The following is a 16,632-nucleotide window of genomic DNA, read 5'->3' on the forward strand; positions in this document are numbered from 1 at the left end:
TGAGACGTGAGATTTAAGATAATATCTTTATTTAACGTAATGCCCTTTCACCTTTCACCTGCATTCCAGAATATCCCCCGGCTGGCAGTCAAGCGCCTTACATATGGCTTCGAGTGTTTCAAAACGGATGGCTTTCGCCTTGCCCGTTTTCAGGATAGAAAGGTTTGATATGGTGATCCCTACCCTGTCGCTCAGTTCATTTAATGACATTTTTCGTTTTGCCATCATCACATCAAGATTTACTATTATCGGCATGACTTAAATAGTTAAAGCTTGCTCCTCTTTAAGCCTCGCCCCTTGCTTAAATGCTTCGGCCAGGATAAATATCAAGATAGCAAATACCAGCGTACCAAAATTAAATGCCGATGTATTGATGATTTTTAGCGGCACATGCAATTTAGCTATTAACTCCTGATAGGATACTTGCTGCCCTATATAATCAGTCAATGTAAACAGCAATAACAGCATCCCTGTGCTTTTGATCAGCCTAATACATCGCTGCTCAAATAAAGTACCCTCGACAATATTTACAATAACCTTATTAATAAGATAGGCTATTCTTATTACTATCAGAGTTGTAATAAGTATCAGCCCAGTTTCAATCGCGTTTAATGGCCAGCTTACAGATATATTATCATTATTAACTACTATATCACTGTTTATAATTATATTCTTTAAAGTATAGTTTTCACCTATCTTCATTTCGCCCCCATTTTTTTGCGAAATGAAGCTTCCGTCAATAGTGGCTTGCAATGTTGGCCCGTATCTTTTAGCGCCATCTATTGTACCCATTCCATCATTGTATCCATCCTTAAACCCCTGCCAGAAATCGGCAGCCATATTCTGAAAAACAAACAAACCAAACACTATATAAACAAGTATTTGCAGGGCACGTACCTTTTTCATTACACTACAATATTAATTCAATTCAAATAAAAACAATATTTATTAAATAACAAAATAAATTCATTGTTTTACAATAAATTTTATGCGATATACATAAATTTTAAATTTTGAATATAAAATTTTACACTGGTATTGCTATTTCTGATTTATATGTTTTATTTTAGAAACAAAATATTAGCTTTGCACGTTCTATTCAGAATATAACGAATAGAGAGGTTTATTAAATAGATGAGACAACTCAAAATAACGCAATCCATTACCAATCGCGAGTCGCAATCGCTTGATAAATATCTGCACGAGATTGGTAAGGTAGACCTAATAACCGCCGAAGAAGAAGTAATTTTAGCGCAAAAGATCCGCGAGGGCGACCAGGCGGCATTGGAGCGTTTAACCAAAACTAACCTTCGCTTTGTTGTATCTGTTGCTAAACAATACCAAAACCAGGGCCTCACACTGGGCGATTTAATTAACGAGGGCAACCTCGGCCTGATTAAAGCCGCCAAGCGTTTTGATGAAACCAAAGGCTTTAAATTTATATCATATGCTGTATGGTGGATCCGCCAGTCGATATTGCAGGCTATTGCCGAGCAATCGCGTATTGTGCGTTTACCGCTTAACCAGGTAGGTTCATTAAGTAAGATCAGCAAGGCTTTTTCAAAACTTGAACAGGAGTACGAGCGCGAACCATCGCCTGAAGAACTTGCTGATATATTGGAGACCACTGTTGATAAGATCTCCGATACACTAAGTAACTCTGGTCGCCACGTATCAATGGATGCACCGTTTGTACAGGGCGAAGAGAATACATTGCTTGATGTACTGGAAAACCAGGAACCAAACACCGATTCGATCCTGATCAATGAGTCATTATCTGAAGAGATCAAACGTTCACTATCAACCTTAACTGAGCGCGAGCGCGAGATCATTGTATTGTTCTTTGGCTTAGGCACCAACCATCCGCTTTCATTAGAGGAAATTGGTGAGAAGTTTAATTTAACCCGCGAGCGTGTGCGCCAGATCAAGGACAAAGCCTTGCAACGCTTGCGCCATACTTCAAGGAGCAAGATCCTGAAATCATACTTAGGTTAATCAAAAAATTTAAAGGAGATATTAAAAGCCACCAGTTATGTAACTGGTGGCTTTTTTCTTTAGCATGGTTAGCTGCAATACAACAACTGCCGCCCCTCAACTACTAATGACGATTTATCAAAATGACTTAATGACTAAATAAGCCGCCTGTCAAAACTAAAAGGCTCTCTTTTTAAAAGTTTAATATTAAAGGCATCGGAATGCAAAGGATTAAGCAGATAATTAAACTCGGCAGGTACAATTGATGAGGGTACTTTCATTAATAAGTATTCCTGCTTTTTCAGAAAAGCATCTCCAAGCTCGCGCAAAATTACCGGCCCGGTGATATCCCGCCAATCCGCAGGTAGCTGTTCAACCTCAACAGTAATTATTTTACTATCGGGAACTTCTATTTCAGTAAGACAATAATTTCCCGGAATTATCAGCGGATCTAAATGTACCAACACCTCAAGCACCGCCAATGATCTGGAAGAAGCAAGGTAAAGCATTGGCTTGCCTTCGCTGTTCCAGCGGCCGCCATATAATCGTGCTCCGGTGCCGCTCAGATCGGTAGCGTAATTGCATTTGGTAATACGGAAAAGTATCATCAGGCAAAAATACCGTGTTCAATGCGGCCAAGCTCTTTAAAAACCATGTCGAAACCGGCAGATGTATCCAGAATAGTAACAGGTGCCTCACCTCTGAAAACTACCGACGGCGTTTTGATCCAGATCTTGAATTTATCCATCGATTCAAAAACCTCCTCGCCACGGGTATAAAGCCGTGCAAGTTCAATAGCCTTTTCGGCATACTCGGTTTTGATGATGACATCATCCTCGTAGCGCTGTAAGGTGCGCTCGGAGATATGCAGTATATTGGCAAGCTCCTGGATATTAAGGGAGATTTTTTTTGCCAGAGAAAGCAAGGCGCTTTTAGGGAAGCCCTTACGCGCCAGGCTGATGATATCAAAATCAGAAGAGGCTTTTAACTGTTTTGAGCCATTTAATAAACTATAAAACGAAGGCATAGCTCCCTGAACAACATACGCTGCCATGGGCTCATTAACCTCATTTTTAGTATCTGGTTTTGATTTATACGACATATATACAAATATAATTACCATTTGTCGTATTTACAAATATTAAACCAACAAAAAAAGCGATAGGTTTTAACCTGTCGCTTTTCTATATCGTTTGGTCATTTTGTCATTAAGTCATGGACCTTGCAACGATTTAATGAGACAAGAGTCCAATGACTTAATGACGATTCATCGAATGACTCACTGACCTAACTTATTCTGCTATTATCAAAAAATAGTTCTTCTTACCTTTTTGAGCTACGATGAATTTATCACCAATCAAAGCATTTGCATTATAAACATCATCGGCAGTACCTATTTTAACTTTATTGATTGCAACACCACCGCCTTGTATCATCTTTTTAGCTTCACCTTTTGATGCAAAAACAGCCGTTTTCGCCGCTAACAGATCGGCAGCGTTAATTCCCTGCTCTAATTCGCTTAACGCTATGGTATAGTTAGGCACACCGGCAAACAAACCCAAAACCTCAGCTTCATTCAGTTCGCTCAAAAATTCGATGCCTATATTACCAAACAAAAACTCCGAAGATTTTATTGCTTTTTCGTATTCAGCTTCGCCATGTACGCGAATCGTAATATCTTTAGCCAATGCTTTTTGCAATACACGTGTATGTGGTGCGGCATCATGCTCAACTTCCATCGCTTCAATAACATCACGACCAAGCAGAGTAAAAATGCGGATATATGATTTGGCGTCAACATCGGTAGTATTTAACCAAAACTGGTAAAACTGGTAAGGCGAGGTACGCTCGGCATCAAGCCAAACAGCACCGCTTTCGGTTTTTCCAAATTTTGTACCATCTGCTTTTTTGATCAGGTTGGTAGTTAAGGCAAAAGCCTCACCGCTGTCTTTACGACGGATAAGCTCAGTACCGGTAACGATATTTCCCCATTGATCGCTGCCACCCATTTGCAATGAGCAGTTATGATACTTCCACAGGTAGTAAAAATCGTAGCCCTGTACCAACTGATATGTAAATTCGGTGAATGACATACCGGTATCGCCTTCAAGTCGTTTCTTCACCGAATCCTTAGCCATCATATAATTAACCGTAATATGTTTGCCTACATCGCGGATAAAATCAAGAAAAGTAAAGTTTTTGAACCAATCGTAATTGTTCACCATTTCGGCGCTGTTGGCGCCGGTATTAAAATCAAGGAAACGGGTAAGCTGTTTTTTTACGGCTTCCAGGTTATGCTGCAACACATCCTCTGATAATAAATTACGCTCGGCCGATTTACCTGAGGGATCACCCACCATGCCGGTAGCACCGCCAACCAAAGCATAAGGTTTGTGACCTGCACACTGAAAGTGGATCAGGGTCATGATCTGGGTAAGGTGCCCAACGTGCAACGAATCGGCAGTTGGATCAAACCCGATATATCCCGAAGCCATACCTTTATTTAACATATCCTCGGTTCCAGGCATTTCGGTATGCAGCATGCCGCGCCAGCGTAATTCTTCAACAAAGTTCATATCAAGTTCTGTTTCAAAAAGGTGCAAATATAAATTAAATTGACACACTAATTTTTACTAATTAGATCGAATTACACTAATTATAACTCACCCTTCCGAAAAATTCTTGTAATTCGATTTAATTGCCCACTATCCGGAAAGATTCGTGCCTATATAGGTTAACTACAGGTAAAATCTGTTTCAAATAATTACTTATATTTTGTATCTTGAGCAAAACCGGGTATTTTGCAAGGCAAGGCTTATGAATTTTTTATCGCATTATTATTTCGACAGGGATACTACCAACTGTTACCACGTGCTGGGAACGGTGCTACCCGACCTGTTAAAGAATGCCGATAAAAACATTATCCTTCATCCCGAAAAGCTGCACCATACTGATAACGAGGTCAATTCGATCATATCCGGATGGAACAAGCACCTTGATGTCGACCGGTATTTTCACTCATCCTTTTTTTTTACCAGTCGTTCACATGAGCTCAAAAAACTGTTGGCCCCGGCCCTGATAAACTCGCCGGTAAAACCATTTTTTTTAGGGCATATTGCACTTGAGCTGGTTATCGATAACCTGCTGCTTACCACCCGCAAAATCAGCGTTACCGAATTTTACGATCATTTAGCCGATTGCCGGGAAGATAAAATAAGAAGCTTTTTAACCTTTGCCGGGCTTGAGGATACTGCCGTTTTCTTTAAATTTTACGAAGGCTTTAAAAAAAGTCAGTACCTGCATACCTATGCCGAAACTCACCAGATAGCCTACGCACTCAAACGGATCTGTATGCGGGTATGGAAAAATCCATTCACACCAGAACAAGAGGTGATAATGGATGAAATATTAAGCGGCTACCGGGAGGAAATGCTGAATGATTTTATGCAGATTTTTGAAGAAATAGATCACAAATTAACAAGCGTTTAAAACGCCCTCTCACCGATAAAACATGCCTGTAAAACGCTGTTTCATACATTTATATAGGTATAACCCTGAAAAATCTTCGTTTTAAAAAACAAAATGGCTTGAATATAAGCAATTAACATTAAAAAATTTCTTTTTTCAATAAAATATATCCGTACCTTTGCAGTCCCAATTAACAAATTGGGAAAAGGAGAAAAATTATTTAATGGCAAAAAAACAAGAAGCAGAAAAAGAATTAAAAGCGAAAGAAGCTGAACTGGGTACAGTGAACGCGTCTGGCGAAAAGGAAACTATTGAATCAGAAGCTGATTCAATCTCTATCGAAGAGATCAAATCAAAAATTGCGGCTACACCAAGCGAAGATTTCGACTGGGATGCTGACGACAAAAAATTTGGTAACTACAGCGATGACGACCGTGAGAAATTTGAAAAATTGTATGATGGAACATTCAGCTCTATCACCAAAGGCGAAATCATCACCGGTACTGTTGTTAACGTTAACAACAAAGATGTTGTGCTTAACGTAGGTTTCAAATCAGACGGTTTAGTATCAGTATCAGAATTCCGTGACACACCAGATCTTAAGATCGGTGACAAAGTTGACGTTTTTGTTGAGTCGCAGGAAGATGCTAACGGTCAGTTGGTACTTTCACGCAAACGTGCAAAAACTCAAAAATCATGGGAGCGCATTAATTCAGCCCTTGATAACGATGAGATCATCACCGGTTTTGTGAAGAGCCGTACTAAAGGTGGTTTAATTGTTGACATTATGGGCGTTGAAGCCTTCTTACCTGGCTCACAGATCGATATCAAACCTATCAGGGATTACGATGTGTATGTAGGTAAAACTATGGAATTCAAAGTTGTTAAAATCAACCACGAATTCAAGAACGTTGTGGTATCACACAAAGTGCTTATCGAAGACGATCTGGAAAACCAAAAAACTGAAATTGTTGCACGCCTTGAAAAAGGTCAGGTATTGGAAGGTACCGTTAAAAACATTACCGACTTTGGTGTATTCATCGACCTTGGTGGTGTTGACGGCTTACTGCACATTACAGATATTTCATGGGGCCGTATTGAGCACCCACGCGAAATTTTGGCATTGGATCAAAAGATCAACGTTGTTGTTCTTGACTTTGATGACGAGAAAAAACGTATTGCTCTGGGCTTGAAACAATTAACCCCTCACCCTTGGCAAAGCCTTTCTGAAGAAATTCAGGTTGGTTCAAAAGTTAAAGGTAAAATCGTTACCGTTGCTGATTACGGCGCGTTCCTTGAAATCATCCCTGGTGTTGAAGGTTTGATCCACGTATCAGAAATGTCATGGTCACAAAACCTGCGCAACCCTCAGGAATTCCTGAAAGTTGGTGACGAGATCGAAGCTCAAGTATTGACTTTAGACCGCGAAGAGCGCAAAATGTCATTAGGTGTTAAACAATTAACTCCTGATCCATGGCAAAACGCTGCTGAAAGGTACGCAGTTGGTACTCAGCACGTAGCTACAGTTAAAAACATGACCAACTTTGGTGTGTTTGTTGAACTGGAAGACGGCATCGACGGCTTAATCCACATCTCTGACCTTTCTTGGTCTAAAAAAGTTAATCACCCTAACGAATTCACTAAAGTTGGTGAAAAACTGAATGTGGTTGTACTTGAACTTGATGTTGAAAACCGCAAATTGAGCTTAGGCCACAAACAGCTTGAAGAAAATCCTTGGGATACATTTGAAACTATCTTCACTATCGACTCGATCCATGAAGGTACTGTTATCAAAGTAACCGACAAAGGTGCTATCGTAGCTTTACCTTACGGTGTTGAAGGCTTTGCGCCAACCAAACACCTGGTTAAAGAAGACGGTAAGAGCTTAAAAGCTGAAGAAGCTGCTGAATTCAAAATCATTGAATTTAACAAAGAAAACAAACGTATCGTTATTTCACATTCACGTATCTGGGAAGAAGCCCGCGCTGATGCCCGTGTACAGGAATTTGAAAACCGCAAAAAAGAAGCAAAAGCTGCTACTAACGCGGTGAAAAAAGTGAAAGATTCTGTTGAAAAATCAACTTTAGGCGATCTTAGCGTATTAGCTCAATTAAAAGAGCAAATGGAAGGTGCTGAAAACAAAGCCCGCAAGGCTGCACCTGCTGCTAACAGCTCTGAAGAAGAAGCATAATTTTAGCTTAAGTTTATACAAGCCTCTCCGGTTATCCGGGGGGGCTTTTTTGTTTTTTTATTTTATTGCGCTCATTTGCAATGAGCGCAATAAAATGGCTTGGCGATTGTATCGCCCGTTGCGTTATAAACGCAAACCCATGTTACACACTCGTTAAAACGTGCGCGAGTTAGTTTTATATATTTGTGATATGACCATCGGCGAAACCAATCTCAACATCTTGCTTAAAAACATGACACCCGTAATTAATGAAGGTGACTATGTTTATTGCACGACATCATCATTAAACAACATCAACACCGATGATATCATAGCTTTTTTCAAGGAGCAGGAGGCGGTAACCCTCATCTTAAAAAAAGAAACCGCCGATAAGTTAAAGCTTGAATATAGCTATGTCGCGGCCTGGATTGCTTTAACCATCCATTCCTCGCTGGAAGCGACTGGTTTAACCGCTGCATTTGCAACTGCGCTGGCGAATGAAAACATCAGCTGCAACGTAGTAGCGGCCTATTATCACGATCATATTTTTGTGGCGAAAAAAGATGCAGAAAGGGCGATGTTGACTTTAAGAAAACTTGCCGAATAACTGAATTATAAAAAGTCTCCCCTATCGGGGGAGATTTAGAGGGGGCTTTTGAAAACAAATTATTACTTTTGCCCAAATCCACCCATACGATGCAAAATCTAACACTGCTCGACGGACAAAAGTTTCAAATCACTATACAACGTTTATGTCGCCAGTTAATTGAAAATCATAACGACTTTTCAAATACCGTATTAATTGGTATTCAGCCGCGCGGCATTTATTTAGCCAAACGTGTTGCCGAAGAACTTAGAAAAATCCTTCCCGATAAAAACATATTGCAAGGCGATCTTGATATTACCTTTTACCGCGACGATTTTCGCCGCCGTGAATCACAACTGGTACCTAATCAAACTAAAATAGATTTTATTATTGAAGGCAAAAAAGTGATCATGATGGACGATGTACTATGGACAGGCCGCACCATCCGCGCCGCTATGGACGCCATGCAGGCATTCGGCAGACCGGAAAAGATAGAGCTATTAGCTTTGGTTGACCGCCGTTACTCGCGCCATATCCCGGTATCTGCAGATTATGTGGGTATCGAGGTTGATTCCATCGCATCGCAAAAAGTAGTGGTAAGCTGGAAGGATACGGATGGTGAGGACAAGATAGTTCTTGTTTCAGAAGTACAGGAATAATAGAATTAATAATATGTCATTGCGAACGATAGCGCGGCAATCGCATACTCTACAGAGCAACCCGCATAGTTCGCGATTGCTTCGTGCCTCGCAATGACATAACTAATAATACAACAAGGAATAAAATATAACAGGAAAATAACTGAGATGGCAGGACTGAGCACACGACACTTATTGGGTATAAAAGATTTGAACCGGGCAGATATTGAGCTGATATTTGAAACTGCCGATACTTTTAAATCTGTTTTAAATCGACCGATCAAGAAAGTGCCGTCGTTACGGGATGTTACCATCGCTAATATTTTCTTTGAAAACTCTACCCGTACCCGTTTATCATTTGAACTGGCCGAAAAAAGGCTTTCGGCAGATGTGATCAACTTCGCGGCCTCTTCATCATCAGTAAGCAAAGGCGAAACGCTGATTGATACAGTAAACAACATACTGGCCATGAAGGTTGATATGGTGGTGATGCGCCACCCTTACGCCGGTGCAGGCATCTTCCTGTCAAAACATGTTAAAGCACAAATTGTAAATGCCGGCGACGGTGCGCATGAGCATCCTACCCAGGCTTTGCTTGATGCTTTTTCTATCCGTGAAAAGTATGGCGATGTGGCAGGCAAAAAAGTGGTGATTGTGGGTGATATCCTGCACTCGCGTGTGGCGCTTTCCAACATCCTTTGCCTTAAACAATTGGGCGCTGAAGTAATGGTTTGCGGTCCAACAACACTAATTCCAAAATACATTGGTTCCTTGGGTGTAAAAGTTGAGCACAACCTTATCAAAGCCCTTAACTGGTGCGATGTGGCTAACATGCTCCGCATTCAGCTGGAGCGCCAGGATATTAAGTATTTCCCTTCACTGAGGGAATACACCATGCTCTTCGGCCTTAACAAAACCATTCTGGATTCACTGGATAAAGAGATCACCGTAATGCACCCTGGCCCTATCAACCGCGGCGTGGAGATCACCAGCGATGTGGCCGACAGCAAACAGTCTATCATCCTCGACCAGGTAGAAAACGGTGTTGCCGTGCGCATGGCAGTGCTTTACCTGCTGGCCGGACAAACACCAACCATATAAAAAGCATGTTTCAGGTATGAAATTCAATTTCAAAACATATCTGAAACATACTTACAAAACCGAACTGGTTTATCTTGCCGTTATTGTTGCACTGTATTTTTACGATAACAACAATATCATCTTCCTTTTATTTTTCCCGTTCTCATTTATACAGGGTTATTATCGCTATCAATATAAATTAACTCAGGCAGAAAAACTTAAGACCAAAGGCCTCACCGAAGAGGACATCGACAACATTAGCTTCGTAAAAAAGTGGGAGCATTCGCGTAAACGCGGCATATGGAATTACTGCATTATTGACGGCGGATTTATTTTCGGCTTGGCAATATCCCTTATCACAAGTGTAGCCTGGCTAATTTTCAAAGGCAAAGACATGCACACATTGCTTGCCGAACCCGGCGATATGTTTGCATTTATTGGGTACAATTATATGATTGGGGCCGGTATTGCCGTTATCATATTCCGCATGAGGTGGAAACGCAATGAAAAACGCTTTGTGCGCTTAACCGATCCTTTGGCTGATAACTATTTTGCCAAGGATTACCAGGATATATAAGTCGATAGTATTTAGCCGTAAGTGGAACTCTTTCGTTTAACTTTGATTAAAGACTAAACAACATTTCAATATAACGCGAATTGCTTTTCATGAAACTCAGGTTCTGTTTTGTCTTACTTTTATTTACCCCGGGCATAACCTTCGCCCAAAGCCATCAGCAATTTAAGACCGATTCGGTATTTGTGCTGGTAAAAAAATTCTTCAACGCTAAGCAGGCCGATTCTATTTATGCTTTAACCGGGGCAAATTTCAGGCACGCTGTAAGTGAGGGCCAGTTCCGCAGCCTTAGCCAGCAGCAATTGTTCCCCCTGAATGAAATTAAAGGATCAACGGTAATCAGCTTTGTTAACAATAAGGTGAGCACCTACAAGCTGGTATTCCAATCGGTAACACTGCAATTGCTCATGAGCCTCGATGCATGGAATAAAATTGAACTCTTCCTGTTTCAGCCCTACAAAGACATTACTGCCGATAAAACCACACAGGTACCTACATCCAACAAACTGCTCAGCACAATAGATAAACAGGTTGATGAAATTGCCCGTCCTTACGTTCAAAAAGTAAATACAGTAGGTTTGAGCATAGGCATATTAAAAGACGGCCAGATCAGCACCTATAATTACGGAGAAACCGCCCGTGGCAATAACCAGCTACCAACGGGCAATACAATCTTCGAAATTGGTTCTATTACCAAAACCTTTACCGCTACCCTGCTGGCTTATTACGCCAACGAGGGCAAAGTAAAGCTAACCGATCCTATCACCCAATACCTGCCCGATTCGGTAAAAACCAATGCGGCGTTGAATGATATAACTTTGCAAACCCTAAGCAATCATACATCCGGCCTGGCAAGGATCCCGGAAAACCTTCAGTTTGATTCTGCCAGTGCAGCAAATCCCTATAAAAGTTATAATAAAAGGCTACTGTTTAGTTATCTAAAAACCTGCAAACTCAATAGTAAGCCAGGAGAACAATACGCATACTCCAATTTGGGAGTTGGTTTATTAGGAATGATACTATCACAGATAAGCGGCAAAACATTTGATCAGATGGTGCAGGAAGTGATCTGCAGTCCCTTGGGGATGAAAAATACAGTACAGCATTTAAGCGCTTTACAACTGCCCCATTTTACCAAAGTATACAGTCAATACGGTGATGCAACAGTAGCCTGGGATTTTAACGCCCTTGCCGCCTGCGGGGCCCTCCATTCAACGGTAAATGATTTGCTGATATATGCAAAGGCAAACATGGCAAATGGTACAGACAAGCTATCAAAGGCTTTTGAGCTAACCCACCAGATCACTTACAGCAAAGATGCCAAAATAGCCCTCGGCTGGCACATTATTTTGGTTGATGGTGTAGAATACATTTTCCATAACGGTGGCACTTACGGCAGCAGTAGCTTCCTGGCTTTTAATGCTGATAAGAAACTGGCAGTGGTTATACTATCCAATGCTGCTGAAAGTACGGATGCTGCGGGGACGGGGATTATTAAGAAGTTGCAGGTGGAGGAGAAATAGAACAAAAGAAACAGGGATTATGCGATTCCCCTCTCGAGAGGGGCGGACGGGTGTATTTCTGCTTTAACAGTCGCTTGCATAATACCCCCTGCTTTCGCTCATTCCTCCGCGCCCCCTCTCAAGAAGGGGATTTGAAAATCACCCAAAAAAAGAAGCCCGAAAACCTTGCAGCTTTCGGGTTTCTTTTATCTCTTCGCACTATCCGTCAGGCCGAATCTACAACCAATTCAATTTATCAATATTTCAAGGTCGATCCGTTCCTGATCTCGTCTGAAGCTACTTTTACCAGCTTGTCATCAGGTTTCAGGTTGCCACCGAAGATCTCGATACTATCGCCATTACTCAGGCCTTTTTTAACGTCAACCCAAACGGCTTTATGATCAACAACTTTTATCACAAACACCTTTTCGGTTGAAGTTGCAACGGCTGTTTTAGGCACCACGTAAGTACTGTCGCCGGCAGGCAGTGGTACACTTACTTCTGCAAACATGTGGGGAAGCAGTTTTTTATCTTTATTGTAAACGTCCATCTCCAGGCGTTCGGCGCGTAATTTTTCATCAAGCGCGCCTGCTATACGTTTTACCTGGGCGGTAAATTTCTGACTTGGTAAAGCCCTTACGGTAAAATTAACCTCGCTTTTATTGCTTAACGCGCCGGTATAAACTTCAGGCACAGACACTACCAAACGTAAACGGCCCTGATCCTGTATAGTAAACAACGGATCAGTACTTTTACCTCCCGGACCGACATAGGCACCAAGATTAACATTACGGCTGGTGATCACACCATCAAACGGGGCGCGGATCTCCAGGTAAGCTAAATTAGCTGATACCTCTTTTAAGCCTGATTTAGCGGCGTCAATATTGGCCTGGTCGGCGTTCTTTTTAGCTTCGGCCTGTTCCAGGTCGTTTTGCGAAACAGTACCTGGCGTTTTGCTGGTGCTTACCAATCTGTCATAGGTGGCTTTGCTTGCAAAATAAACTGCTTCAAATTGTTTGACGCGTGATTGTGCGGCCGCTAATTGTGAGTTGATTTCCGGTGCTTCAAGCACAGCTAATAACTGACCCTGGTGTACTTCCGAACCGATATCAACCAAAAGTTTTTTAACATAGCTGTTGGTTTTGGCATACAGGTCAACCTGTTGGTAAGGGATCAGCTCACCAGGTATGGTGATGTTGCTGCTTAACCTACCTTTAGTTACCGGCACAATTTGCACAGTTGGCGTTTCAACAGCTTCCTGCTGCTCCTGCTCTTCCTGTTGTTCTTTCTTTTCTTTATCATCCGAGTGGCAGGCACTCAATGAGCCTATTGCCATTGCTAAAACGGCAAGCAGCAGTATTGATTTATTTTTTAGCTTATTCATGGTGGTGCAAAGGGACATAAAATTTACTTTCTTTATCTTCCGGGTCTAATGAAACAGATTGGGTAGTGGCATTACCTTGTACCCAGGCAAAAACTAATGGTAATATCAGCAGCGCAGCAAAAGTTGATGCGATAAGTCCACCAATAACGGCGCGACCAAGCGGTGAGGTTTGATCACCACCTTCACCTAAGCCTGATGCCATCGGGATCATACCTACAATCATGGCTAAACTGGTCATTAATATAGGGCGAAGACGTAATGCTACTGCTTCGCGGGCCGATTTTAATGCATCGCCGTTATGTTTGCGCAGCTCTTCGGCATTGGTGATCAGTAACACGGCGTTTGAAATAGATACGCCTACCGACATGATCATACCCATGTATGATTGCAGGTTAAGTGTAGCCCCCGTGATCTTAACCAACAGCAACGAACCAAATAACACGGCCGGCACAGTTGATAAAACCACCATCGACATTTTAAACGACTGGAAGTTTGCAGCCAGCATCAAAAAGATCACCAATACCGCTACTAATAAACCGCCTTGCAAACTGTTCAGGGTATCGGTAAGGGTTTGGCTCATACCATGCATTTCAACTGTTAAGCCCCTCGGCGGTTTGCCCAGTTCGTCAATGGCTTTCTGTACATCATTGGTTGCCGTGCCCAAGTCTTTCTTATTGATATTTGCTGTTACCGATAGTGTCGGCACAGCGCCTACGTTGTCGTTTTCACCAAAGGTGGTACCGGTTTTAACATCGGCCACATCACCCAATACCGGACGGGCCTGGTTGGCTAATACCGGGATTTCCTTAACATCATTCAAACTGGCCATTTGGTACTCTGGAACCTGCACCTGTACAAGGTAGCTCAAGTTTGATTTTTCGTCAATCCAGTTATTCTTTTCGGTAAACCTTGATGATGATGTTGAAGCTACCAATGAACGTGATATATCATTTAAACCTACACCAAGCTGTGCCGCCCGCTGCCTGTCGATATTGATATCGATAGTTGGGTAATTGAACGACTGGCCTATCTGCACATCGCGCAGGTATTTGATATCTTTCAGTTTATTGATAACCTTAAAAGCGTAATCAACGTTTTGCTTTTTGTTTTTACCGGTGATGGCTACTTCGATAGGAGTTGGCGAACCCTGGCTCAGGATCTTATCCGTTAACTCAATTGGCTCAAATGATAGTTTAACATCGGGTAACTGTTTTCCCATCTCATGCCTGAATTTTTCCTTCAGATCATCAAGATTAACTTTATAATCCTCCGTTAAGCTTACCTGCATAACAGACTCCTGCGGACCAGCCATGAACAGGTAGATTGGGTTGGTTGAGAATGATGAAGGGTGCGAACCAACAAATGTTGAAGTTATAGCTATGTGGTTTTTACCCACGATATCGCCCAATATGTGCTGGGCCTTAACCGCAATTAATTCCGTACGTTCTAAACGCGTACCATCAGCAGCCCGTAAACGTACCTGGAAAGTTCCTGAGTTTACTTTAGGCAACACGTCACGCCCTATGATATTGAACAACAGGAAAGCAAGGCCAAAAGCAACTACTACATAAACCGTTACCAGTATTTTGCGGTTAGGCAGCATGCGGTCCATCAGGCGCATAAAGCTGTCTCTGAATTTGTCAAAACGGGTAACCTCGCCGCCTGTATGTTCAAGGGCAGCCTTCATGGCTTTTTCTTTCTGCTCCCATGGCTCACCTTCATCTTCCAACGCAAAACCATCTTTATGGCTGTGGTCTTCATGCTTGTTTACCATGATCCAGTTGGCCATGATAGGCACAAAGGTTTGCGCCAGGAAGTAAGATACAATCATCGAGAAACCGATAGCCAGCGCCAACGGCAGGAACAATGCTCCCGGAATCCCGTTCATGGTAAATGCAGGTGCAAACACCGCCAGGATACAGAACAGGATCAGCAATTTAGGGAAAGCGATCTCTTTACAAGCGTCCCAGATAGCCAAAGCTTTCGGCTTGCCCATGTCAAAGTGCTGGTGAATATTCTCAATCGTCACTGTCGACTCATCCACCAAAATACCTATTGCCAGCGAAAGCCCGCTCAGCGTCATGATATTGATGGTTTGGTGTGCCAGCGACAGGAAGAATATAGCCGAGATAATACAGGTGGGAATAGTAAGGATCACGATAAGCGCTCCGCGTTTATCACCCAAAAATAACAATACCATAAGCCCGGTAAGTACCGCCCCTATCGCGCCCTCTTCCGCCAAACTTTTTACCGCGTTAATTACATAAACTGACTGGTCAAACACGAACGACAGCTTCACATCATCGGGTAGCAAGGCCTGGAATTTTGGCAATGCTTTTTTCAGGTTTTGCACTACGTCCCAGGTTGAGGCCGTGGCCGATTTGGTGATTGGGAGGTAAACTGAACGTTTGCCGTTAATGAGGGCGTAACCGTTGGTAATATCGGCACCATCTTCAATAGTAGCCACATCCCTCATAAACACGGTTTGGATCCCATTTTTATAAAGCGGGATATCTCCAAAATCCGGGATTTTCTTTATGGTGGTGTTTGAAGGTGCAAGGTAGTTGTAATCGCCTATACGCACGTTACCTGCAGGGGTGTTCTGGTTATTCTCGCGCAGGGCAGCCACAATTTGGTCGGGCGTTAAATTGTGCGAGCGTAAAAGGTTTGGGTCAACCTTGATCAGGATAGTACGCTGGTTACCACCAAAAGGTGCAGGTGCAACAAGTCCCGGGATAGAAGTAAATGACGAACGTACGTAAACCAAAGCATAGTCGAGCAACTCGTTATTGCTTCGGGTAGCGCTGCTCAACACCAACTGACCAACCGGCAGCGTTGAGGCATCAAAGCGCAAAATGAAGGGTGGCTGCGATCCCTGCGGGAACGCGGCCTGCGCCCGGTTGGTGTAACTCGTGACCTCCGCCGCAGCCTGGGCCATATTGGTGCCCTCGTAAAAAGTAACTTTTATTAACGTTAAGCCTTGTATATTTTTTGTTTCGATGCTTTTTACACCCGATACGAAAAGCAACAGGTTAACGTATTGCTTACCAAAGTAAGCTTCCATTTGGTTTGGGGTGAAACCGCCGTATGGGTGCGATACATATATAACCGGGAGGTTCAGATCGGGAAATATATCGATCTTGATAGTCCGTACCGCATTTATACCGAAGAAGAACAACCCGGCTACTATAACCAATATGGTAATTGGTTTTTGCAGCGCCCCTTTTATCATTCCCATTGTATATGTGTGTAACTG

At 42.4% G+C, this 16,632-nt stretch carries 15 protein-coding genes; 8 read left to right on the plus strand and 7 right to left on the minus strand.

From position 1 onward, the window contains the following. Positions 1 to 54: 54 nt before the first annotated feature. Positions 55 to 255 (minus strand): helix-turn-helix domain-containing protein, encoded by a 201-nt coding sequence (locus ACP26M_RS14575; RefSeq protein ID WP_426580903.1) that lies wholly within the window; start codon positions 253 to 255, stop codon positions 55 to 57. 3 nt (positions 256 to 258) lie between these two features. Continuing rightward, complete coding sequence (locus tag ACP26M_RS14580) at positions 259 to 906, minus strand: DUF2975 domain-containing protein (RefSeq protein ID WP_426580905.1); 648 nt, start codon at positions 904 to 906, stop codon at positions 259 to 261. 228 nt (positions 907 to 1,134) lie between these two features. Between ACP26M_RS14580 and ACP26M_RS14585 the strand changes: the two genes are divergently transcribed. Next, positions 1,135 to 1,995, plus strand: coding sequence for a sigma-70 family RNA polymerase sigma factor (locus ACP26M_RS14585; protein WP_090466905.1), 861 nt, complete (start codon positions 1,135 to 1,137; stop codon positions 1,993 to 1,995). Between the two features lie 134 nt (positions 1,996 to 2,129). On the opposite strand, the gene ACP26M_RS14590 is transcribed toward ACP26M_RS14585, so the two are convergent. The 3 genes from ACP26M_RS14590 to tyrS form a co-directional block, all read right to left on the minus strand. Further along, a complete protein-coding gene (locus ACP26M_RS14590; RefSeq protein ID WP_426580909.1) occupies positions 2,130 to 2,582 on the minus strand; it encodes an RES family NAD+ phosphorylase in 453 nt (150 codons plus the stop codon). Beyond that, on the minus strand, positions 2,582 to 3,076 hold the full coding sequence (gene parS / locus ACP26M_RS14595; RefSeq protein WP_090532043.1) for a type II RES/Xre toxin-antitoxin system antitoxin: 495 nt from the start codon (positions 3,074 to 3,076) through the stop codon (positions 2,582 to 2,584). Before parS ends, ACP26M_RS14590 begins: the two co-directional genes overlap by 1 nt. 190 nt (positions 3,077 to 3,266) lie before the next feature. Next, positions 3,267 to 4,550, minus strand: coding sequence for a tyrosine--tRNA ligase (gene tyrS / locus ACP26M_RS14600; RefSeq protein WP_426580911.1), 1,284 nt, complete (start codon positions 4,548 to 4,550; stop codon positions 3,267 to 3,269). A 241-nt stretch (positions 4,551 to 4,791) separates the two neighbouring features. Here tyrS and ACP26M_RS14605 point away from each other — a divergent pair, with 241 nt between their 5' ends. From ACP26M_RS14605 to ACP26M_RS14635, 7 genes are all read left to right on the plus strand, one after another. Beyond that, a complete protein-coding gene (locus tag ACP26M_RS14605; protein ID WP_426580913.1) occupies positions 4,792 to 5,463 on the plus strand; it encodes an ACP phosphodiesterase in 672 nt (223 codons plus the stop codon). 202 nt (positions 5,464 to 5,665) lie between these two features. After that, positions 5,666 to 7,633, plus strand: coding sequence for a 30S ribosomal protein S1 (rpsA, locus tag ACP26M_RS14610; protein ID WP_129569382.1), 1,968 nt, complete (start codon positions 5,666 to 5,668; stop codon positions 7,631 to 7,633). A 190-nt stretch (positions 7,634 to 7,823) separates the two neighbouring features. Beyond that, complete coding sequence (locus ACP26M_RS14615; protein ID WP_426580915.1) at positions 7,824 to 8,219, plus strand: ACT domain-containing protein; 396 nt, start codon at positions 7,824 to 7,826, stop codon at positions 8,217 to 8,219. A gap of 89 nt (positions 8,220 to 8,308) precedes the next feature. Then, complete coding sequence (pyrR, locus tag ACP26M_RS14620) at positions 8,309 to 8,857, plus strand: bifunctional pyr operon transcriptional regulator/uracil phosphoribosyltransferase PyrR (protein WP_090531558.1); 549 nt, start codon at positions 8,309 to 8,311, stop codon at positions 8,855 to 8,857. A 147-nt stretch (positions 8,858 to 9,004) separates the two neighbouring features. Beyond that, the gene (locus ACP26M_RS14625; protein ID WP_091163068.1) at positions 9,005 to 9,937 is read left to right on the plus strand and encodes an aspartate carbamoyltransferase catalytic subunit; all 933 of its coding nucleotides are present in this window, start codon (positions 9,005 to 9,007) and stop codon (positions 9,935 to 9,937) included. A gap of 16 nt (positions 9,938 to 9,953) precedes the next feature. Next, positions 9,954 to 10,493 (plus strand): hypothetical protein, encoded by a 540-nt coding sequence (locus ACP26M_RS14630; RefSeq protein ID WP_426580918.1) that lies wholly within the window; start codon positions 9,954 to 9,956, stop codon positions 10,491 to 10,493. Positions 10,494 to 10,582: 89 nt separating this feature from the next. Then, positions 10,583 to 12,013 carry a serine hydrolase domain-containing protein gene (locus tag ACP26M_RS14635; RefSeq protein WP_426580920.1) on the plus strand — a complete coding sequence of 477 codons (1,431 nt, stop codon included), beginning with the start codon at positions 10,583 to 10,585 and terminating at the stop codon, positions 12,011 to 12,013. Positions 12,014 to 12,248: 235 nt separating this feature from the next. Here the strand turns inward: ACP26M_RS14635 and ACP26M_RS14640 are convergent, their stop codons facing one another. Together ACP26M_RS14640 and ACP26M_RS14645 are read right to left on the minus strand one after the other, a co-directional pair. Further along, a complete protein-coding gene (locus tag ACP26M_RS14640) occupies positions 12,249 to 13,376 on the minus strand; it encodes an efflux RND transporter periplasmic adaptor subunit (RefSeq protein WP_426580922.1) in 1,128 nt (375 codons plus the stop codon). Continuing rightward, positions 13,369 to 16,614: an efflux RND transporter permease subunit gene (locus tag ACP26M_RS14645; protein ID WP_426580924.1), complete on the minus strand. Its 3,246-nt coding sequence runs from the start codon at positions 16,612 to 16,614 to the stop codon at positions 13,369 to 13,371. Before ACP26M_RS14645 ends, ACP26M_RS14640 begins: the two co-directional genes overlap by 8 nt. Positions 16,615 to 16,632 lie beyond the last annotated feature (18 nt).

Origin of the sequence: Mucilaginibacter sp. R-33 (assembly GCF_049949235.1) — a bacterium.
Taxonomy (GTDB): domain Bacteria; phylum Bacteroidota; class Bacteroidia; order Sphingobacteriales; family Sphingobacteriaceae; genus Mucilaginibacter.